The 20,215-nt window shown below is 66.3% G+C and carries 16 protein-coding genes; 7 read left to right on the top strand and 9 right to left on the bottom strand.

Features of this window, described 5'->3' with window-relative positions; translation table 11 throughout:
* Nucleotides 1-16: 16 nt before the first annotated feature.
* The 3 genes from IB274_RS01930 to IB274_RS01920 form a co-directional block, all read right to left on the bottom strand.
* Nucleotides 17-1,240, bottom strand: a complete 1,224-nt coding sequence (locus IB274_RS01930) for an osmoprotectant NAGGN system M42 family peptidase (RefSeq protein WP_192430423.1) — start codon at nt 1,238-1,240, stop codon at nt 17-19.
* Nucleotides 1,237-3,036 (bottom strand): N-acetylglutaminylglutamine synthetase, encoded by a 1,800-nt coding sequence (gene ngg / locus IB274_RS01925; RefSeq protein ID WP_192430422.1) that lies wholly within the window; start codon nt 3,034-3,036, stop codon nt 1,237-1,239. Before ngg ends, IB274_RS01930 begins: the two co-directional genes overlap by 4 nt.
* Before the next feature lie 75 nt (nt 3,037-3,111).
* A complete protein-coding gene (locus tag IB274_RS01920) occupies nt 3,112-4,881 on the bottom strand; it encodes an N-acetylglutaminylglutamine amidotransferase (protein ID WP_192430421.1) in 1,770 nt (589 codons plus the stop codon).
* 132 nt (nt 4,882-5,013) lie between these two features.
* On the opposite strand from IB274_RS01920, the gene IB274_RS01915 reads away from it, so the two are divergent.
* Entirely contained in the window at nt 5,014-5,493 is a 480-nt protein-coding gene (locus IB274_RS01915; protein ID WP_192430420.1) for a MarR family winged helix-turn-helix transcriptional regulator, read from the top strand.
* A gap of 16 nt (nt 5,494-5,509) precedes the next feature.
* On the opposite strand, the gene IB274_RS01910 is transcribed toward IB274_RS01915, so the two are convergent.
* Together IB274_RS01910 and mnmC are read right to left on the bottom strand one after the other, a co-directional pair.
* Nucleotides 5,510-6,259, bottom strand: a complete 750-nt coding sequence (locus IB274_RS01910) for a sulfite exporter TauE/SafE family protein (protein WP_192430419.1) — start codon at nt 6,257-6,259, stop codon at nt 5,510-5,512.
* A gap of 55 nt (nt 6,260-6,314) precedes the next feature.
* On the bottom strand, nt 6,315-8,282 hold the full coding sequence (gene mnmC / locus IB274_RS01905; protein ID WP_192430418.1) for a bifunctional tRNA (5-methylaminomethyl-2-thiouridine)(34)-methyltransferase MnmD/FAD-dependent 5-carboxymethylaminomethyl-2-thiouridine(34) oxidoreductase MnmC: 1,968 nt from the start codon (nt 8,280-8,282) through the stop codon (nt 6,315-6,317).
* 107 nt (nt 8,283-8,389) lie between these two features.
* Between mnmC and pap the strand changes: the two genes are divergently transcribed.
* Nucleotides 8,390-9,895, top strand: coding sequence for a polyphosphate:AMP phosphotransferase (gene pap / locus IB274_RS01900; RefSeq protein WP_192430417.1), 1,506 nt, complete (start codon nt 8,390-8,392; stop codon nt 9,893-9,895).
* A 549-nt stretch (nt 9,896-10,444) separates the two neighbouring features.
* Here the strand turns inward: pap and lapD are convergent.
* From lapD to IB274_RS01880, 4 genes are all read right to left on the bottom strand, one after another.
* Nucleotides 10,445-12,400 (bottom strand): cyclic di-GMP receptor LapD, encoded by a 1,956-nt coding sequence (gene lapD / locus IB274_RS01895; RefSeq protein WP_192430416.1) that lies wholly within the window; start codon nt 12,398-12,400, stop codon nt 10,445-10,447.
* A 12-nt stretch (nt 12,401-12,412) separates the two neighbouring features.
* On the bottom strand, nt 12,413-13,114 hold the full coding sequence (lapG, locus tag IB274_RS01890; RefSeq protein WP_192430415.1) for a cysteine protease LapG: 702 nt from the start codon (nt 13,112-13,114) through the stop codon (nt 12,413-12,415).
* Between the two features lie 149 nt (nt 13,115-13,263).
* Complete coding sequence (locus IB274_RS01885) at nt 13,264-13,662, bottom strand: YbaN family protein (RefSeq protein WP_192430414.1); 399 nt, start codon at nt 13,660-13,662, stop codon at nt 13,264-13,266.
* 51 nt (nt 13,663-13,713) lie between these two features.
* Nucleotides 13,714-14,301 carry a YecA family protein gene (locus IB274_RS01880; RefSeq protein ID WP_192430413.1) on the bottom strand — a complete coding sequence of 196 codons (588 nt, stop codon included), beginning with the start codon at nt 14,299-14,301 and terminating at the stop codon, nt 13,714-13,716.
* 196 nt (nt 14,302-14,497) lie between these two features.
* On the opposite strand from IB274_RS01880, the gene recQ reads away from it, so the two are divergent.
* The 5 genes from recQ to slyA all read left to right on the top strand — a co-directional run bounded on the left by recQ (nt 14,498) and on the right by slyA (nt 19,938).
* Entirely contained in the window at nt 14,498-16,642 is a 2,145-nt protein-coding gene (gene recQ / locus IB274_RS01875; RefSeq protein WP_192430412.1) for a DNA helicase RecQ, read from the top strand.
* A 103-nt stretch (nt 16,643-16,745) separates the two neighbouring features.
* Nucleotides 16,746-17,018, top strand: a complete 273-nt coding sequence (locus tag IB274_RS01870; RefSeq protein ID WP_192430411.1) for a hypothetical protein — start codon at nt 16,746-16,748, stop codon at nt 17,016-17,018.
* Nucleotides 17,019-17,085: 67 nt separating this feature from the next.
* Nucleotides 17,086-18,282 carry a diguanylate cyclase gene (locus IB274_RS01865; protein ID WP_192430410.1) on the top strand — a complete coding sequence of 399 codons (1,197 nt, stop codon included), beginning with the start codon at nt 17,086-17,088 and terminating at the stop codon, nt 18,280-18,282.
* A 97-nt stretch (nt 18,283-18,379) separates the two neighbouring features.
* On the top strand, nt 18,380-19,396 hold the full coding sequence (locus IB274_RS01860; RefSeq protein WP_192430409.1) for a DUF2804 domain-containing protein: 1,017 nt from the start codon (nt 18,380-18,382) through the stop codon (nt 19,394-19,396).
* 107 nt (nt 19,397-19,503) lie between these two features.
* Nucleotides 19,504-19,938 carry a transcriptional regulator SlyA gene (slyA, locus tag IB274_RS01855; protein WP_192430408.1) on the top strand — a complete coding sequence of 145 codons (435 nt, stop codon included), beginning with the start codon at nt 19,504-19,506 and terminating at the stop codon, nt 19,936-19,938.
* The last annotated feature ends 277 nt before the right edge of the window (nt 19,939-20,215 follow it).

The raw sequence follows: 20,215 nt of genomic DNA, 5'->3' as shown, positions 1-20,215 counted from the left end.
TGCGCTCAACGCAGCTTCACTTCTTGCCCTTGTCCGGCTCCTTGCCCTTGTCGGACGAGCCATCGCCGCTGTCTATCAGGTCGTCCACCGGCGGCACGTGGGTGGTGCTTTCCATGTGTACCGGATGCTCCAGCTGCTTGCTGAAGCGCTCCAGTGTGCCTTCGCTGGGTTCCGCATCGCTGTCGAACACCGGCGGGCTGAGCATGTACGCCGTCAGCAGTTTCGCCAGGGCGGCAAGGCTGTCGATGTGGGTGCGCTCGTAGCCGTGGGTGGCGTCGCAACCGAAGGCCAGCAGGGCGGTGCGGATGTCGTGGCCGGCGGTGATCGCCGATTGCGCGTCGCTGTGGTAGTAGCGGAACAGGTCCCGCCGGACGGCGACCTCATGGCGCTCACCCAGGCGCAGCAGGTGGCGGGAAAGATGGAAGTCGTAGGGCCCACCGGAGTCCTGGAGAGCCACGCTCACCGCGTGCTCGCTGGAGTTCTGCCCCTCGGCCACCGGGGCAATGTCGATGCCGACGAACTCGCTCACGTCCCAGGGCAGCGCGCCGGCCGCGCCGGAGCCGATTTCCTCGGTGATGGTGAACAGCGGGTGGCAATCGATGGGCGGCACCTGGCCGCTTTCCACGATGGCCTTGAGCGAGGCGAGCAGCGCGGCGACGCCGGCCTTGTCGTCGAGGTGGCGGGCGCTGATGTGGCCGCTTTCGGTGAACTCCGGCAACGGGTCGAAGGCGACGAAATCGCCAATGGCGACGCCCAGGGACTCGCTGTCGGCGCGGCTGGCGGTGTAGGTGTCCAGGCGCAACTCGACGTGGTCCCAGCTGATCGGCAGAGAGTCCACGGCGGTATTGAAGGCGTGCCCGGAGGCCATCAGCGGCAGCACGCTGCCACGGAACACGCCGTTCTCGCAGAACACCGTGACGCGGCTGCCCTCGGCGAAGCGGCTCGACCAGCAGCCCACCGGCGCCAGTGCCAGGCGGCCGTTGGGCTTGATCTCGCGGACGATCGCGCCAATGGTGTCCAGGTGCGCCGAGACCGCGCGGTCCGGGCTCTTGCGCCGGCCCAGCAGGGTCGCGCGGATGGTCCCGCGGCGGGTCATTTCGAAGGGTACGCCGATCTCCTCCAGCCGCTCGGCGACGTAGCGCACGATGGTGTCGGTGAAGCCGGTAGGGCTGGGGATGGCGAGCATTTCCAGCAGCACGCGCTGCAGGTAGTTCAGGTCCGGTTGTGGCAGTTGGGTCATGCCGGGGCCTCCACGTTGGAGTGTGGCTGGTCACGGTTGTCGCGGTGCAGCAGTTCGCGGCTGAGCGGGAAGAGCAGGTCGACGAAGCGCTCGGCGACGGGTTGCGGCTCATGGTTGGCCAGACCCGGCCGCTCGTTGGCTTCGATGATCACGTAATCTGCCTTATCGGCCTCGGTGACCAGCAGATCGAGGCCGGTGACCGGAATCTCCAGCGCCCGCGCCGCGCGGATGGCGGCGTCAGCGAGCGCCGGGTGCAGGCGCTCGGTGACATCTTCCAGGGTGCCGCCGGTATGCAGGTTGGCGGTGCGCCGCACGGCCAGGCGCTGGCCGCTGGGCAGCACGTCGTCGTAGCTGAAGCCGGCGGCGCTCAGGGTGCGTTCGGTTTCGGCGTCCAGCGGGATGCGGCTCTCGCCGCCGGTGGCGGCCTGGCGACGGCGGCTCTGCGCCTCGATCAGCTTGCGGATGCTGTGCCGGCCATCACCGATCACCTCGGCGGGGCGGCGGATGGCGGCGGCCACTACTTCATAGCCGATCACCACGATGCGCAGGTCCTGGCCGGGGTGGTAGCTCTCGAGGATCACCCGGGTGTCGAACTGCTTCGCGTGGGCGATGGCGTCCTCCACTTCTTCTGGTGTGCGCAGGTCCACGGCGACGCCCTGGCCCTGTTCGCCGTCCACCGGCTTGACCACCAACGTGCCGTGCTCCTTGAGGAACTCGGCATTCTCCTGCTCGCTGCCAGCCAGCCGCTGCTGCGGCTGGCGCAGGCCGGCTCGGTCGAGGGCGCGGTGGGTGAGGGTCTTGTCCTGGCACAGGCTCATGCTCACGGCGCTGGTGAGATCGCACAGCGATTCACGGCAGCGGATGCGCCGGCCGCCCTGGGTCAGGGTGAAAAGACCGGCGTCGGCGTCCTGCACCTGTACTTCGATACCGCGCCGATGTGCTTCGTCGACGATGATCTTGGCGTATGGGTTGAGGCCTTCCTCCGGGCCGGGGCCGAGGAACAGCGACTGGTTGATGCCGTTCTTGCACTTCACCGCGAAGGTCGGCAGCTCGCGGAAGCGCAGCTTGCGGTACAGCGACTTGGCCTGCTGGTTACCGTGCAGCACCGACAGATCCAGGTACGCAAGACCTCGGCTCATGAAATGCTCGATCAGGTGGCGCACCAGCGCTTCGCCGACGCCCGGTCGGCTGGACTGCGGATCTACCGCGAGGCACCAGAGGCTGGAGCCGCCCTCCGGGTCGCGGAAGGCCTTGGCGTGGTTGATGCCCATGACCGTGCCGATCACCGTGCCGGTTTCGGCGTCTTCTGCCAGCCAGTAGGCCGGGCCGCCCTGGTGGCGCGGCGTGACGTTGGAAGGGTTGACCGGCAGCATGCCGCGCGACAGGTACAGGCGATTGATTGCCGTCCAGTCGTCATCGCTGTGCACACGGCGAATCCGGAAGCCACGGAAGGGCCGGCGCGCCGGGCGGTAGTCGGTGAACCACAGGCGCAGCGCGTCGGACGGGTCGAGGAAGAGTTGCTGCGGGGCGTGGGCCAGCACCTGCTGCGGCGCGGCGACGTAAAGGGCGATGTCGCGTTCGCCGGGCTGTTCGTTGAGCAGCTCGGCGGCGAGCTTGTCCGGGCTGGAGAAGGTGTGACCGATCAGCAGGCGACCCCAGCCGCACTGCAGGATCAGCGGGCCATGACTTTCCGCGTGATCCCCGGCGAAGCGCGCCTGCAGGCGCTCGTAGGTCGGTGTCTGGCCGCGCAGCAGCCGCTGGTTGTGGGGATGGGGCAGGTTGGAATGGGGTTTCATCTTGCGCTCCCTGATAAGGCTTCTGTCCTGGGCTGAAGGAAAAGGCAACGCCGCGCGAGGCGGCGCTGCCGAGCTCTAGAGGCCTTGTTCCGTCAGCCAGAGGTTGAGGGCTGCCAACTGCCACAGCTTGGAACCACGCAGCGGGGTGAGGTCACTTGCCGGGTCGCTGAGCAGGCGGTCGAACATCGCCGTCTCGAACAGCCCACGATCCTGGCTCGGGTCCAGCAGCAACTCGCTGACCCAGGCGCGGGTATTGCCTTGCAGGTGCTTGAGGCCCGGCACCGGGAAGTAGCCCTTGGGCCGGTCGATCACCTCGCTGGGTATGACCTTGCGCGCGGCGGCCTTGAGCACCTGCTTGCCGCCGTCGCCGAGCTTGAAGCACGACGGAATGCGCGCCGACAGCTCCGCCACGCGATAGTCGAGGAACGGCACGCGGGCCTCCAGGCCCCAGGCCATGGTCATGTTGTCCACGCGCTTGACCGGGTCGTCGACCAGCATGATGGTGCTGTCCAGGCGCAGGGCCTTGTCCACCGGGTCATCCGCGCCGGGTTGGGCGAAGTGCTCGCGGACAAAGTCGCTGGCGACGTCCTCCACCCGCAGGGCTTCGCGCACGGTGTCCAGGTACTCGCCGTGAGTGCGGTCGAAGAACGCTGCGCGGTAAGCCTGCAATGGGTCCTTGGCGCCGGCCACCTTCGGGTACCAGTGGTAGCCGGCGAACAGCTCGTCGGCGCCTTGGCCGCTCTGCACCACCTTGCAGTGCTTCGAGACTTCTCGCGAGAGCAGGTAGAAGGCGATGCAGTCGTGGCTGACCATCGGCTCGCTCATGGCGCGGAACGCCGCCGGCAGCTGCGAGATGACTTCGTTCTCGTCGATGCGCAGTTGGTGGTGACGAGTGCCGTAGCGTTTGGCGATCAGGTCGGAGTACTGGAACTCGTCGCCGCGCTCGCCGCCGGCATCCTCGAAGCCGATGGAGAAGGTCAGCAGGTTCTCGACGCCGGCTTCATGCAGCAGGCCGACCAGCAGGCTGGAGTCCACTCCGCCGGAGAGCAGCACGCCGACTTCGCGGGCGGCCCGCTGGCGCACGCTCACGGCATCGCGCAGGCTGCTCAGCAGGCGGTCTTCCCAGTCGTCCAGGGTCAGCTCGCGCTCATCCGGCAGCGGGCCGTAGTCCAGGGTCCACCAGCGCTGGCGCTCGGTGTGGCCATCAGCGTCTATGGTCATCCAGGTAGCCGGCGGCAGTTTCTGCACCTCGGCCAGCAGGGTGCGCGGCGCGGGGACCACGGCGTGGAAGTTGAGGTAGTGGTTGAGTGCCACCGGGTCCAGCGCCGGGTCGATATCACCGCCCTTGAGCAGTGCCGGCAGACTGGAGGCGAAGCGCAGGCGCTTGCCGGTCTGCGACAGGTACACCGGCTTGATACCGAGGCGGTCGCGGGCGATGAACAGGCGCCGTTTGTCGCGTTCCCAGATGGCGAAGGCGAACATGCCATTGAGGCGTGGCAATAGTTGTTCGCCCCAGGCGTGGTATCCCTTCAGGAGTACTTCGGTGTCGCCTCCGGAAAAGAAGCGATACCCAAGGGCTTCCAGCTCGCCGCGCAGTTCGGGGTAGTTGTAGATTGCCCCGTTGAATACCAGCGACAGGCCCAGCGAAGTGTCGATCATCGGCTGACCGGATGCTTCGGCCAGGTCCATGATCTTCAGCCGCCGGTGCCCGAGGGCCACCGGCCCTTCGCTGTGGAAGCCCCAGGCATCGGGACCTCGCGGGGCCAGGTGATGGGTGATGCGTTCGACTGCGGCAAGGTCCGCAGCCTGTTTATCGAAACGTAACTCTCCTGCTATTCCGCACATGTCCTTACCGGATCTCCGTTGGGGATGAAGTGGGTGGCGCCTCAGGAACGCCTTAGGGGATGACCCGTCGATCTGGCGAGAGTTCTATCTGATTTCATTGAGAAAAAATGACGGAGCAGCAGGTGGACTGAGATGGCCGACAGCAAGACTTCGATGCGCAACGCCCACGCACTCTCCATGCTGCAGGCCCTGAGACGGCTGCAGCAGGCGGCGGAAGTGCACTCCAAGAGCCTGGGCCGCGACGGCGAACTGACGCCGCTGCAGCTACTGATCCTGCAGGTGGTGGAGTTGGAGGGGGAGATAACCGCTGGTCAGTTGGCGCGGCAGGTGGCGCTGTCGCAGTCGTCCATTTCCAGCGCGCTGACTCGCCTGGAAAGCAAAGGGCTGCTGGCCCGCCGGCGCGACGACGATGATCGGCGCAAGCAGTGGATGAGCCTCGAATCCGACGGGCGCAAGGCCCTCAAACACGGCCCCGCGCTATTGCCGGAGCATGCCCTGGAGCGTTTCGCCGGGCTGCCCGAGTGGGAGCAGCACGCCATCCTCGCCGGGCTGCTGCGCGCCGCCGAGTTGTTCGAGACGCCGGGAGCCGAGGCCGAGGAAGAAGAGTTCTAGGCCCTTTCGACGACAATCAGCTCATCAGTTTCTGTGCGGCCAGCGACAGGCTGACCGCCACCAGCATCAGCGCGAACAGGCGCTGCAGCGTCGCGCCGCCCAGGCGTACCGCGAGGCGATTGCCGAATAGCACGCCGAGCGCGCCGCCCGCTGCCAGGCACGCCAGCAAAGGCAGCGGCGGCTGTGCATGGGTGAGATAGAGCAGGAAGCCGCCGCCGGACACCAGTGCGATCACCGCCATCGAGGTCGCCGTCGCCGCCAGCATCGACAGCGGCGTGAACCACAGCAACCCCGGCACGATCAGGAACCCGCCGCCCACGCCCATCAGGCCGGACAGCAAGCCCACCGCCAGGCCGACGCCCAGCAGCGGCCCGTTGTGCATCGGCTTGTCGCAGGTGCGTGGCTGGCTGGAGCCCTGCCACATGCGCCAGGCCGACCACAGTACCAGCAGGCAGAAGCCGACGATCAGCCAAGCGTCCGGCACGAACTTGCCCAGCCACTGGCCGACGGCATTGCCCGGCCAGCCAGTGATTACCAGCCAGAACAGCGGCTTCCACGCCACCTGGCCCTGCCGTGCGCGCGGCACCGCGCCGATGGCTGCCGACAATGCGACAGCGCCGAGGCTGACGCCGATGGCGTCGTGCAGTGGGAGGTGCAGGCTGAGCAGCAGGGGCAGTGCCACCAGCGAGCCGCCGGCGCCGGTCAGGCCCAGCAGCAGCCCGAGGATCAGGCCGATGGCGGATGATTCAAGCAGCAGTGCATCCATGTCGGTAGTCCGCTCTGGAAGCTGGTCGCGACCCTGTCGAGGGGCTGCGAGGTGTTCAGGGGTTCTTCTGGCCGCGCACTACGTCGCGCAGGAAGAAACGGTTCGGGTGGCAGGCCTCCGCCACGGCGCGCGGCACGGGCAGCGGCTCGTCGTCGATCCAGGCCGCCAGCAGTTCGCCGGCCAGCGGCGCGGTGACCAGCCCGCGCGAGCCATGGGCGCTGTTCAGGTACAGCCCGTCGAGCCAGGGGCAGCGCGTCTCTGGCACCTGGCGCGCGTCCTTGCCGAGCACCGCGTAGGCCTGGGTGAAGGCCTCGCAGTCCGCCAACGGGCCCACCAGCGGCAGGTAGTCCGGGGTGGTGCAGCGGAAGGCGGCGCGGCCCTGCAGCGTTGCCGGGTCTAGTTGGGCGATGTGCAGGCGCTCGCTCAGGTCTGTGGATATCTCCGCCAGCAGGTCGAGGTTGCCCAGGTGTTCTTCCAATGATGGCTCAGTGTCGTCTCGTTTGAATTCGAAACTGGCGCCCAGGGTGTGCTCGCCGTGACGCGGCGGGGCGACGTAGCCTTCGGCGCAGACCACGGTACGCAGCACGGCGCTCTCGGCGGTGGCCGGCACGCGAGTAATCTGCCCGCGGATGCGTTTCATCGGCAGCGACTCGGCACCTGCGAAACGACGCACTTCGGCGGCGGTGGCGAGGATGGCGACGGGCGCGCCGGCGAGCTTCTGCTCGCCGCTCCAAGCACTCCAGCCATCGGCTTCGCGTTGCAGGAGGACTTCCTTGCCGGTCAGCACGCGGATATTCGGATGCGCTGCTAGATGCCGGCACAGCGCGGGCGGATGCACCCAGCCGCCTTCGGGGTAGAACAGCCCGCCGGCCGGCAGGCCGATGCCGGCGATGGATTCCGCCTCGGCCTTGTCCAGCTGACGCAGCAGCGTCGGCGGGAAGGCGTCGGCCAGCTTCGCCTGGCGCTGAGTCTCGGCGTCATCGAAGCCCAGTTGCAGAACGCCGCAATCGGACCATTCCTCGCCTTTCTGCAGGCGCTGGATCAGCCGCCGCGTGTGGCCGAAGCCGCTGACGATCAGCCGTGACAGCGCGGTGCCGTGGGCGGACAGCTTGAGGTAGAGCACGCCCTGCGGGTTGCCCGAGGCTTCTTCGGCGAGGCCCGCGTGGCGCTCGATCAGCGTCACTTTCCAACCCCGCGTGGCCAGGCTGGCGGCACTGGCGCAACCGGCCATGCCGCCACCGATCACCAGTGCTTCCCGAGGGCCTTTGGAGTGAACGGGGCGGCTGTACCAGGGTTTGCCGGCCGGCTGTTCGTTGCCAAGGAATTCGCCCTGGGACATCTCCCATTTCTTGCCGAAGCCCAGGGTGCGGCGGATCTTGAAGCCGGCCGCGCCCAGCCCGCGACGGACGAAGCCGGCGCTGGTGAAGGTAGCGATGGTGGTGCCCGGCGCCGAGAGGCGAGCGAGCTGGGCGTAGAGCGCGTCGTTCCACATCTCCGGGTTCTTCGCCGGGGAAAAGCCGTCGAGGAACCAGGCGTCGATGCGTGCGTCCAGCTCGGGCAGGGTTTCCAGCACATCGCCCACCAGCAGGGTCAGTACCACGCGGCCCTCGGCGAAGACCAGGCGCTGGAAGCCGGGGTTGATCGCCACGTACTGCTCCAGCAACTGCTCTGACAGATGCGCCAGCTCCGGCCAAAGGGCGCAGGCGCGGCGCAGGTCCTCCGGCGCCACAGGGTACTTTTCAGCGCTGACGAAGTGCAGCCGTGCATCGCTCGGCGCCCGCTCTTCGAACAACTGCCAGGCGCAGAGGAAGTTCAGCCCGGTGCCGAAGCCGGTCTCGCCGATGCACAGGCGCCCCCCGGCGGGCAGTGCGGCGAAGCGTTCGGGCAGGCGGTTGCCGTCGATGAACACGTGGTGCGTTTCGGCGATCCCGGAGACGGGAGAGAAATACACGTCGCCGTAGACGCGGGAGGTCGGCTGGCCGTTCTCGTCCCAGTCGATCTGGGCGCTGCTGATGTCTGGCATGTGGGGGCAGGGTTGTGAAACGAAGCCGGCAGTTTAGCCGATCCGCCGCGCAGACAGCCTGCGTCACATCCGCTACCTTCTATTCACTTCGAAACAAGGAGAGCTGCATGTTCGAATCCGCTGAGATCGGTCATTCCATCGACAAGGAAACCTACGAGAAGGAAGTCGCGGTGCTGCGCGAAGCCCTGCTCGAGGCGCAGTACGAGCTCAAGCAGCAGGCGCGCTTCCCGGTGATCATCCTGATCAACGGCATCGAGGGCGCCGGCAAGGGTGAGACGGTGAAGCTGCTCAACGAGTGGATGGACCCGCGGCTGATCCGGGTGGAGAGCTTCCTCCTGCCCACCGACGAGGAGCTCTCGCGGCCACCGCAGTGGCGCTTCTGGCGCCGCCTGCCGCCCAAGGGTACGACCGGTATCTTCTTCGGCAACTGGTACAGCCAGATGCTTTATGCGCGGGTCACCGGCGAGATCAAGGACAGCCAGCTCGATGGCCTGATCAGCGATGCCGAACGCTTCGAGCGGATGTATTCCGACGAAGGCGCGCTGATCTTCAAGTTCTGGTTTCACCTCTCCAAGAAGCAGCTCAAGGAGCGCCTCAAGGCGCTGGAGAACGACCCGACCCGCAGCTGGCAGCTGAGCGAGATCGACTGGAAGCAGAGCGAGGTCTACGACAAGTTCGTGCGCTACGGCGAGCGCGTGCTGCGCCGCACCAGTCGCGACTATGCGCCCTGGTACGTGGTGGAGGGCTCCGATGAGCGCTACCGCAGCCTGACGGTCGGCCGCACTATTCTCGAAAGCCTGCAGGCCGCGCTCAAGCGCAAGGACCGCCCGACCCCGCAGCCCCATGCTGCGCCGCTGGTCTCCAGCCTGGACAACAAGGGCCTGCTGGATGCGCTGGACCTGAGCCTGTCGCTGGACAAGGACCAGTACAAGGAACAGCTGGCCAAGGAGCAGGCGCGCCTGGCCACGCTGATGCGCGACAAGCGCTTCCGCAGCCATTCGCTGATCGCCGTGTTCGAAGGCAACGACGCCGCCGGCAAGGGCGGCGCGATCCGTCGCGTGACCGATGCGCTGGACCCGCGTCAGTACCGCATCGTGCCGATCGCCGCCCCTACCGAGGAGGAGCGCGCGCAGCCGTATCTGTGGCGCTTCTGGCGGCACATCCCGGCGCGCCGGCAATTCACCATCTTCGATCGTTCCTGGTACGGCCGCGTGCTGGTGGAGCGGGTCGAGGGCTTTGCTTCGGATGCAGATTGGTTGCGCGCCTATGCGGAGATCAACGACTTCGAGGAGCAGCTGACGAACTACAACATCGTGCTGGTGAAATTCTGGCTGTCCATCGACCAGGAGACCCAGCTGGAGCGCTTCAAGGAGCGCGAGTCGATCCCCTTCAAGCGCTTCAAGATCACCGAGGAAGACTGGCGCAACCGCGACAAGTGGGACCTCTACGTGGATGCGGTGGGCGACATGGTCGACCGTACCAGCACCGAGATCGCGCCCTGGACGCTGGTGGAAGCCAATGACAAGCGCTATGCGCGGGTGAAGGTCCTCAAGACCATCAACGATGCGCTGGAGGCGGCTTACGCCAGTGCGAAGAAGGGCAAGAAGGGCTGAGGTTTCGCGCTGTGTTTTGTAGGAGCGGGCTTGCTCGCGAACCGGTGTCGGTCGGCGCTTCGCGGTAGAGACGGGTCATTACCGCGCTGGCGTTGGCTCCGGTTTTGTCGGGATGCTGCGTTGGCCTGGATGTTCCAGCGTCGCATCGGTATGCGCTGGGATATTTGGTTTCGCCTCTCGGCGAGTCCCTTTTGGCAAACGTCGGATAGCCGCCCTCACAAAAGGAACCAAAAAGTGTTGCCCCGAACATCCGGTTTTTCGCTTTAGGCGAAAAATTCCCTCGTTGAAGCGAAGTTTCAGGGGCACGCGCTGACGGGCCATCCTTGGCCCGACAGCGCTCTCGCGACATCCATGTCGCTCAACCCCTGAAACCCCGCTCAACGAGGCCTCCTGAACGGGGCAGTCGGAGTGCGCGGATATTTCCCTGGAAGTCTTCAGAGCCAAAGCCAACGCCAGAGCCAGAGCGGAGTGGGTCTTCGTAGGAGCGAGCTTGCTCGCGAACCGCATGGCACGGCATTCCCCTGTAGGAGCCGACCAGGCAGCGATCCTCTACCCTCCATTCCTCTGCGAAGGCTTCGGCGCCCCGACCAGCCGCCCCATCGCGCCGGCGATGCCCATCTCCCGCAGGACGGCCAGTTCGCCCTCGGTCTCGACCATCTCCGCGATCAGCGGCAGGTCGATGCTGTTGGACGCGCGATACATGGCCTCGATGAACAGGCGCTTGTCGTTGTCCTGGTCGATGGCGCGGATGTAGCTGCCGTCGATCTTCAGGTACGCAAGGCCCAGGCGGGTCAGGTTGCCGATCAGGCTGAAGCGTCCGCCGAAGTGCTGCAGGCCAAGCTTGGCGCCGACGTCCTGCACCGACTGGGCGAGCTTCTCCAGCTCTGCCGGCGGCGGCAGGTAACGCTCGTCCACTTCCAGGATCATCAGCTGCGCTTCCTGCGGATGGGCGCGGAGGATCTCGAACAGCTGACGCAGCGGCTCGGCGCTGCGCACGGTTTCTGCCGACAGCGACAAGGCCAGCGGCGCCGGTTGCTGGGCGAGGTGGGCGAGGGCGTGTTCGAGCATCGCCAGGTCGAAGCGCGCAGACCAGCCGAAGCGCTCGATCCACGGCAGGAACTGCCCGGCCGCGACGGCCTCGCCCTGGGGATCGAGCAGCCGCGCGAGGACTTTCTGGTGCAGCAGTTCGCCCTTCTCGGCGCAGGCGCGCACCGGCTGGAACCACAGCTGCAGCTTGCCTTTCTGCAGGGCATCGTCGAGCCATTCGCGCCAGGCGCGGGAGTCCTGCGCGGGCTGGCCGCCGGAGCTGTCCAGGCGCTGCCAGGGACGATCCGGCGAGGACTGCGCCTGCGCCAGTGCCTGGTCCGCGCGGGACAGCACGCTGGCCGCCGATTCGCCGGGGCGGAAGGCCGCCAGGCCAAGGTGTGCCACCGGCTTGCAATCGCTGGCGCCGGTGCTGCGCAGGTTCTCCAGGGCGGCGCTGAGCTGGTCGGCCAGCAGTTCGGCGCTGGCGCTGTCGACGCCGGGGGCGAGCAGGGTGAACTCGCCGCCACGGCTGCGCGCGGCGAGCCAGTCCGGGGTGCCGTGGGTCTCGCGCTCACGCTCCAGCAACTCGGCGACGTCGCGGATCAGCGCGTCGGTGCGCTGCCCGCCCAGGCGCTGGTTGAGCCCAGCGAGGTCGTTCAGGCGTAGCAGCAGCAGATAACCGGCGGCGTTCTGTTCGCTGGGGGACAGTTGTGCATCCAGCCGCGCGTCGAACAGGCGGCGGTTGGCCAGGCCGGAGAGGCTGTCCTGGTAGGCCTCCTCGCGCAGTTTCTCGCTGCGGGTGGCTTCCTCGGCGAACAGCGCCTTTAGCTTGTCGACCATCTGGTTCATCGCCTGCACCACGCGCTTGAGTTCCGGGGTGCGCGGTTCCTTGGGCAGGGTGAGGAATTCGCGGCGGGTGATGGCGTGGGCCTGCTGCACCATCTGATCCAGCGGCTTGAGCTGGGTGCGCAGCAGCCAGCCGCCAAGGATGGCGCTGACCAGCCCGCAGGCCAGCAGCCAGGCGAGGCTGCCCAGCGCGCCGTCCCACAGCTTGGCCAGGGCGAACTGCGGATGGCTGACCACCTCGACCCGCGCGGCCTGTTCCCAACCGCGCATGATCAGGGCGTCGCCGCCTTGGGCCTTGAGGTTCACCAGCTTGGCGAACCAGGCCGGCACCTGCTGGTTCTGCGTGTCGCTGTCACGCTCGACTATCACCTTGCCCTCGGGAATGCTCACCACGCGGATGGTGGCGAAGTAGCCGGAGTCGAAGATCGAGCTGACCATCAGCTCAATCATCGCCGGGTCGTCCACGTGCGGTGTGAGCGACAGGCCCAGCGCGGTGGCGGCGTCCTGAGCGTGGGAACGCAACTGGCCGATCAGTTGCTCGCGGGAGCTTTCCAGGCTGGCGGCGAAGCTGCCGGCGAAGGCCACCACGAGGAACAGGCAGATCGCCAGGAACAGTTGCTTGAGCAATGACATGCCGGGTTTCTCCTATCGCGTCTCGTCGAGGTCCAGGCCCTCGGCGCGCATCTTGGTCAACAGGTCCTGCCAGCGTGACAGCTTCTTGCTGTCGCCGGTGCGCTTGCCGCCGCCGGGGCCGGGCAGCCACAGCCCCTCGGCGTTGAAGGCGTAGACGGGCAGGAGGTCCTTGCGCTGGGAGGCGGGCTTTATCTGCGGGATCAGGTTGTCCAGCACCAGCGGCTCGGCAGTGGGGGAGGCGTAGTAGGTGAGCACCATGTGCGCCTGGTTCTGCTGCAGCGCCTTGACGTAGGTGATGCGCAGCTTGTCGCTGGCGACCCCGAGGCGGCGCAGGGTGACGAACTTGGCGATGGAGTAGTCCTCGCAGTCGCCGGCGCCCTTGTAGAGGGATTCCACCGGCGTCGCCCAGTAGTCCTCCTGGCGCCAGACGGTGCGGTCGTCGGTGAAGACCAGGGCGCCGTTGAAGAAGGCATTGACCGCCTTGAGCTTGGTGGGCTCGTCGAGGTTTTCGCTGTCCTGGATCAAGCGACCCCAGGATTCTATGCGGGTCTTGGCGGTGCCGAGGTTGCCGTACTTCTGCTCGGCGTTCTTCAGGATGGTGTCAAAGTTCCAGGCTGCGCCGGCTGTCAGTGCGAGGAGAGCGAGCAGCAGCACGCCGGCCCGCAGACGCAGCGGGCTGGCGAACAGCCGGGGGGCTCCTCGGGGTGGCTGCATCGCCAGCGCTCCATGTGGGATGTGTGGAGTCTAGGCGCTCTTCGAAAACTTGCGCTGGCGTATCGCCGTTGGGTGCAAGGCCCCGCAGCACGGGGCTTGGCGGGGCTCAGAGGGAGGGGCAGGAGGCAGTATTCGAGCCCGCAAAAGACTCAGTCCAGCCGCCGCGTTTTCATCCGAATCAGATAGATGCTGACCAGCGTGGCGCTGGTCAGCATGAACGCCCAGGCCCAGGGGCGCTGCACCACAAAGCCTGAGATCAGGATGCTGCACCACATCAGGCCGATGGCGTAGACCTTGCCCTTGAGCGGGATGCCTTCGCCGTCCAGGTAGTCGCGGATCCACGGGCCGAGCCTGGGGTGGTTCACCAGCCAGTCGTAGAAGCGCTGGGAGCTGCGCATGAAGCAGGCGGCGGCGAGCAGGAGGAAGGGCGTGGTGGGCAGCACCGGCAGGAAGATGCCGATCACGCCCAGCGCCACGCTGAGCCAGCCGACGCCGAGCAGGCAGTAGCGAACCCAGGCGTGACGGCTCTGGCGGATTTCTCGAGGCATCGACTGGCGCGAAACGATTCCGGAGCCGCGCGGCGCAGCTCCGGTGGCGGATCAGTGAGTGCGCGGCTTCAGCAGCGCCGGCTTCTCTTCCGGCGCCTGGCACAGCAGGAAGAGGTTGGTCAGCAACTCGGGGATCTGCGCGACCATGTCGTCCACCAGGCCGCGGTCGCTGGCGATCTCGTCGAACTCGGGCTGTTCGTCGAACAGGCCGGAACCGACCATGATCGGCAGCAGCAGCTCGCTGACCTCTTCCTCGGCCTGCTCGAACCAAACTGCTTCACGCAGGAACACGCCTTCCATGAAGCCGATGCACCAGCCGCGGATATCGGAGTCGTCCGGCTCGTCGCCCAGGTAGGGCTCGCAGGGCAGCTCCAGTTCCTCGTCACCGGCCATCTGGCGGATGATGTGAGCCTTGAGCTGGACCAGGGTGGATTCGATCTCGCTGCGCTCTTCTTCGCTGCGGTAGTGCGGCGGCTCGGCGAACAGCGCATCGATCCACTCGCGCTCCGGCACTTCCTCCGGGCAGATCGCCAGGGCGGTCAGGTAGCCGTGTGCCGCCACGTAGTCCAAGGCTTCCTCGTGCAGATCATCGGCATCGAGAAAGGCTTGCAGGCGGGACAATTGGTCGGCGAAGGACATCGGGTACTACCTCGGAGGTGATCGGTCCCGAATTGTAGTCTTTCCGCTGGCTCGCGGCAAAAGCCAAATGCCCTTGCAGCCCGCGCCGACACGGGGTTCGGACGCATGTGACGGATTTTTCCGCGGTTTCCCGGACAAGGTGCCGGTCGTAGCGGGATCGCTTGCGTATAATGCGCGGCTTCATTCGGAGTCCCTCATGCTCGATCAGGCCCTGCGCATCCTCAAAGACGTTTTCGGTTACGACGCCTTCCGCGGCAATCAGGCGCGGATCATCGAGCGTGTAGCCGGCGGCGGCGATGCGCTGGTGCTGATGCCCACCGGCGGCGGCAAGTCGCTGTGCTTCCAGGTCCCGGCGCTGCTGCGCGAAGGCCTGACGGTAGTGGTCTCGCCGCTGATCGCGCTGATGGAGGACCAGGTCGCCACGCTGGACGAGCTGGGTGTGCCAGTGGCGGCACTGAACTCTTCGCTGAGCCCCGAAGCCCAGCGCGATATTGCCGACCGCTTGCAGCGCGGTGAGATCAAGCTGCTTTACCTCGCCCCGGAACGCCTGGTGCAGCCGCGCATGCTGGCCTTCCTGCAGCGCCTGGAGATTGGCCTGTTTGCCATCGACGAAGCGCACTGCGTGTCGCAATGGGGCCACGACTTCCGTCCTGAGTACCTGCAGCTGGGCCAACTCGCCGAGCTGTTCCCGCATGTGCCGCGCATCGCCCTGACCGCCACGGCGGACATGCGCACCCGCGAGGAGATGATCCAGCGCCTGCACCTGCAGAACGCCGAGCAGTTCCTCTCCAGCTTCGACCGGCCGAACATCTTCTACCGCATCGTGCCCAAGGAGCAGCCGCGCAAGCAGCTGCTGGGCTTCCTCAGCGAGCGGCGCGGCGACGCGGGCATCGTCTACTGCATGTCGCGCAAGAAGGTCGAGGAAGTCGCCGAGTTCCTCTCCAACCAAGGTTTCCCGGCGCTGCCGTACCACGCCGGGCTGTCCAACGACCTGCGCGCCTTCCACCAGAAGCGCTTCCTCAACGAGGAAGGGCTGATCATGGTCGCCACCGTCGCCTTCGGCATGGGCATCGACAAGCCCAACGTGCGCTTCGTCGCGCACCTGGACCTGCCCAAGAGCCTGGAGGCGTACTACCAGGAAACCGGCCGCGCCGGCCGCGACAGCCTGCCCGCCGACGCCTGGATGGCCTACGGCCTGCAGGACGTGCTGCTGCTGCGGCAGATGATGCAGAACTCCGAGGGCGACGAGCGCCACAAGCGCGTCGAACGGCACAAACTCGAAGCCATGCTGGCGCTTTGCGAGGAAACCCGCTGCCGCCGCCAGGCCCTGCTGGCCTACTTCGACGAGGTGATGCCCAACCCCTGCGGCCACTGCGACATTTGCGTCGACGGCGTGGAAACCTGGGACGCCACCGAGCCCGCGCGCCAGGCGCTGTCGGCCATCTACCGCAGCGGCCAGCGCTACGGCGTCGGCCACCTGGTGGACGTGCTGCTGGGCAAGGACACCGAAAAGGTGCGCAGCGTCGGGCACCAGCACCTGGCGGTGTTCGGCATCGGCAAGTCCCGTGGCGAGGACGAGTGGCGCACGCTGTTCCGCCAACTGGTTGCCCGTGGCTTTGCCGACGTGGACGTCGACGGCTTCAACGGCCTGCGCCTGACCGAGGCCTGCCGTCCGCTGCTGCGCGGTGAACAGACGCTGGCCCTGCGCCGCGATCCCAAGCCACAGCGCAGCAAGTCTTCCTCCTCCGGTGGCGCCAGCCCCGCCAGCCAACTGGTGCGCCAGGAAGAGCGCGAAATGTGGGAAGCCCTGCGCGCCCTGCGGCGCAAGCTGGCGGAGGAGCACTCGGTGCCGCCCTACGTCATATTCCCCGATGCGACCTTGCTGGAAATGCTCCGCAGTCAGCCCACCACGCTTTCTGCCATGGCCCAGGTCAGTGGTGTCGGCGCGCGCAAGCTGGAGCGCTACGGCCAGGCCTTCCTCGACGTGCTCACCGAGTCGGAGAAGGCGCCGGACACCCCGGCCCCGGTCACCGACCTGCGCCACGAACTGGTGACCCTGGCCCGCGCCGGCATGACGCCGGCGCAGATCGCCCGCCAGCTCGATTGCAGCGAGAAGAATGTGTACAGCCTGCTAGCCGAGGCCATCGGCCGCCAGCAGCTGAGCCTGGAGCAGGCGCTGGACCTGCCCGAGGAACTGCTCGGCGAAGTCCAGGATGCCTTCCTCGACGAGGACGGCGAACTGCCGCCGGTGAGCGCCATCGCCGAGCTGTTCGAAGGCCGCGTGCCGTTGGGCGTCCTGCACTGCGTGCGCGCCGCTTTGCAGGCCGAGCTGGAAGTCTGATCGCCCAGAAATGCGGCGTTACAGATGAAATATCAATGTGCCAGCGACGGCGCCGTTTCCCATCAGTCCTATCTGTCAGAACGAATCACTTTCGGAGTGACAGATGGCGAGCTGGGTGCGGGTAGTGGCGGGGCTGCTGGTCGTCGGGCAACTCAGTGGATGCGCCAGCGGCGGCGGGCCGACCGAGGGCGGCAAGAACGCCTTGATCGGCGTTGCGGCGGTCGCGCTGGTGGCGGGGCTGGTCATCATGTCCAAGGACGACGATGACGAGGTTCGCGAGTGCCGCAAGCACCGTGGGCATTCGGATCGCCGCTACTGCCACGACTCCTACTATGGGCACGACCGTTACCGGAACTCTCGCGACGATCGCTGGTGAGTGCGCTGCTCCGTCAGTTTAGTGACGGGGCAAAACGACAAACTTGTGACGCGCGTCCCGAAAGGCTATGGTGGCACTTAGACCTCCACGAGAAGAGGTGAGCGTGCCACAACAACAAAGCTGGCTGGACGACGTCCGCTCCAATGCCTATGCCGAACAGCTCTCCCGGGGCTTTCGCCGCCTGCGTTTCGAACCCGACCTCGAGACCCAGTACCGCCATTACCTGCTCGAAGACAGCTTCGATCTCAAGCGCACCGCGCTGACCATCGGGGTGCTGATCTGGCTGGCGCTGGCGGCCATCGATTTTCTCCTGATCCGGACTGCAGAACACTGGGACATGCTTGCCGTGCGCATCGGCGTGCTGGTGCTGCTGAGCGTCTGCGGTGGGTTGATCCTGCAGCGCCGGCATATCCACCTGCTGGTGCCGCTGAGCCTGGCCTGCATTCTCAGCGTCGGTATCGGCGCAGCGGCCGTAGTGGGCATCGCCCATACCGTGGACCAGCGCTATCCCTACGAAGGCTTGCTGCTGGTCAGCATGGCGGCCTACTTCCTGATCGGCCTGCGCTTCACCGAGGCGGTGGGCTGCGCGTCGGTGATCCTGCTGGCCTACGTGGGCTTCGAGCTGTACGCGGGGTTGCCGCTGCCCGAGCTGATCAGCAACGTGGTGTTCCTGCTGCTGGCCAACCTGGTCGGTGCGGTGGGCTGCTACTTGCTGGACTACAAGTCGCGCCAGCACTTCCTCATCAGCCGCTTGCTGAAAGTGATGGCAGAGCACGATGCCCTGACCGGCCTGCACAATCGCCGCAGTTTCAACCGCCAGCTGGAACGTTTGTGGCGCCAAGCCCAGCGCGAGAGCGTGGGGTTGGCGCTGCTGCTCTGCGATGTCGACCACTTCAAGGCCTACAACGACCGCTATGGCCACCAGGCAGGCGACGGCGTGCTGCAGCGCATCGGCGAGGTGCTCGCGACCAGCGCGCGGCGTCCACTGGACATGGCTGTGCGCCTGGGTGGCGAGGAGTTTGCCGTGTTGCTCTACGGCGCCAGCGAGCGCGAGGCCAGAGAGCGCGCCGAGGTAGTTCGCGAGTCTGTGCAGGCGCTGGGCATCGCTCACGAAGGGTCGCTGACGGCGGACGAGGTGACGCTGTCCATCGGCGTCTCCTGCCTGTGGCCGGAGACCGGCCATCCGCTGCGCAGCATCTATGAGCATGCTGACCGTGCGCTCTACGAGGCCAAGGCGTTCGGGCGTAATCAGGTTGTTGCCTGATGGCCCATTCGGTCCCCCGAGCTGGCGCCGTGCGTGACTGCGGCGCGCGCAGGCGCGGTGCTAGCATGCGCCGCATCCCGCCACCGAGCTCGAGCCCATGCAGCAGCTGATCCAGCCCAACGGCCAACCGCACTACGGCATCTTTCCCGGCACCCCGGCGACCATCAATTACCGCGACTTCGACTTCCGCTCGCCGATGGGCCGTCGCCTCGGTGCGCTGAGCAAGTGGCGCAGCTTTCACCAGTTCCAGTACTTCGGCCTGATCAGCCCGACGCTGATCGGCGGATGTGCACTGGCGGATGTCAGCCTGCTCACCATCGGTTTCGTCTACCTCTACCACCCCGAGAGCGGGCGGATGATCGAGCGCCAGTTCAAGTGCCCGCTGGGCATGGGGACGAATTTCTCGCAGGCACCCAACGATGGCGTCTGTGAACTGCGCCAGGGGCGCAACCTGCTGCGCCTGGAGAACAGCTCCTCGCCCTTCGAGAAGCGCCTGCTGGTCGAACTGGACGACGGCACACGCATAGACGCGCGCTTCAGCGAGGAGGAACCGGTCTTCGAGCCCATGAGCATCTGCACGCCGACGGCGGTGAACGGCTGGGTCTACGCGCGCAAGGTGGCCGGCGTGCACTGCCACGGCGAGGTACGCAGCGCGCTGGGCAACTACGACCTGCGCGAGCTGGATGCCTACGCGCACCACGACTGGTCCGCCGGCTACATGCGCCGCGAGACGTTCTGGAACTGGGCCTGCCTGTCCGGCGAGACCGCGGGCCGGCGCATCGGCCTGAACTTGTCGTGTGGCGTCAACGAGACCAGCTTTACCGAGAACTGCTACTGGCTCGATGGCAAACTGGTGAAAGTCGACACGGTGCGCTTCGAGTTCGACCGTGACCATCCACTCAAGCCCTGGACCATTCGTTCCTACGACGGTCAGGTCGAGCTGTGCTTCGAGGCTCACGGCCTGCACCAGGAACGCCTCAATCTCGGCGTGCTGGCCAGCAACTTCAAGCAGATATTCGGGCGCTTCAGCGGCGTGCTGCGCCCGGTGGGGCAAGCCGAGGTGCGCATCGAGAATCTTTGGGGGTTCGTCGAAGACCAGTATGCGAAATGGTGAGACGACGATTTACACCCTGCGACAATCTGTCATTGTACGGGCTTGATTAGCTGGCTAATAATTAGTCAAATCAATTAGCCGACCAACCTCCTACCGTACGCAGCACAATGTCAGACAACGATAAGCACTATTTCGGTACCCAACTGGCCCAGGCTTCGCGTGCATGGCGGGCCGAACTCGACCGGCGTCTCAGCCACCTCGGCCTGTCCCAGGCTCGCTGGCTGGTGCTGCTGCACCTGGCCCGTCACGCCGCCGCCCCGACCCAGCGCGAGCTGGCCCAGTCGGTAGGTGTCGAAGGTCCGACACTGGCCCGCCTGCTCGATGGTCTCGAAGCCCAGGGGTTGGTCCGTCGCCAGGCAGTGGCCGAAGATCGCCGCGCCAAACGCATCGCCCTCACCCCCAAGGCAGACGTTCTTATCGCCGATATCGAAAACATTGCCGCCGCCGTTCGCAATGAAGTGCTGTCGGGGATATCGGAAGAAGAAATCGCGCTGTGTCAAAAAACGCTCAGCCGGATTCTCGGCAATCTCGAGCGAAACTGAGCAATTCGTCACGTTATTCGGGTAAAGTAGCCATTTTTCTGGCGGTCCCTTACCGGGCCGCTGGCCATTCGCTATCCACCCCCTAACCATTCGCCGGTTTTTCGACGATTTATCTTGACCAAACCCTGGCCACCACCTAATCCGTGATATCAGACGGCCTGTACCCTGCAAGGTACAGAGGAGTGGTGCGTTGTGGTCTGCAGTCCGGCATGGGTCCAGTGTGTGGACAGGTTCAACCTGCCGCTCTTGAGTGGTCAGGGAATGGCGTGCAGACCCG

The organism is Pseudomonas sp. PDM18 (assembly GCF_014852585.1).
GTDB lineage: Bacteria > Pseudomonadota > Gammaproteobacteria > Pseudomonadales > Pseudomonadaceae > Pseudomonas.
Note: the sequence above shows the minus strand (reverse complement) of the source record. Positions and strands in the feature narration are given on the sequence as shown.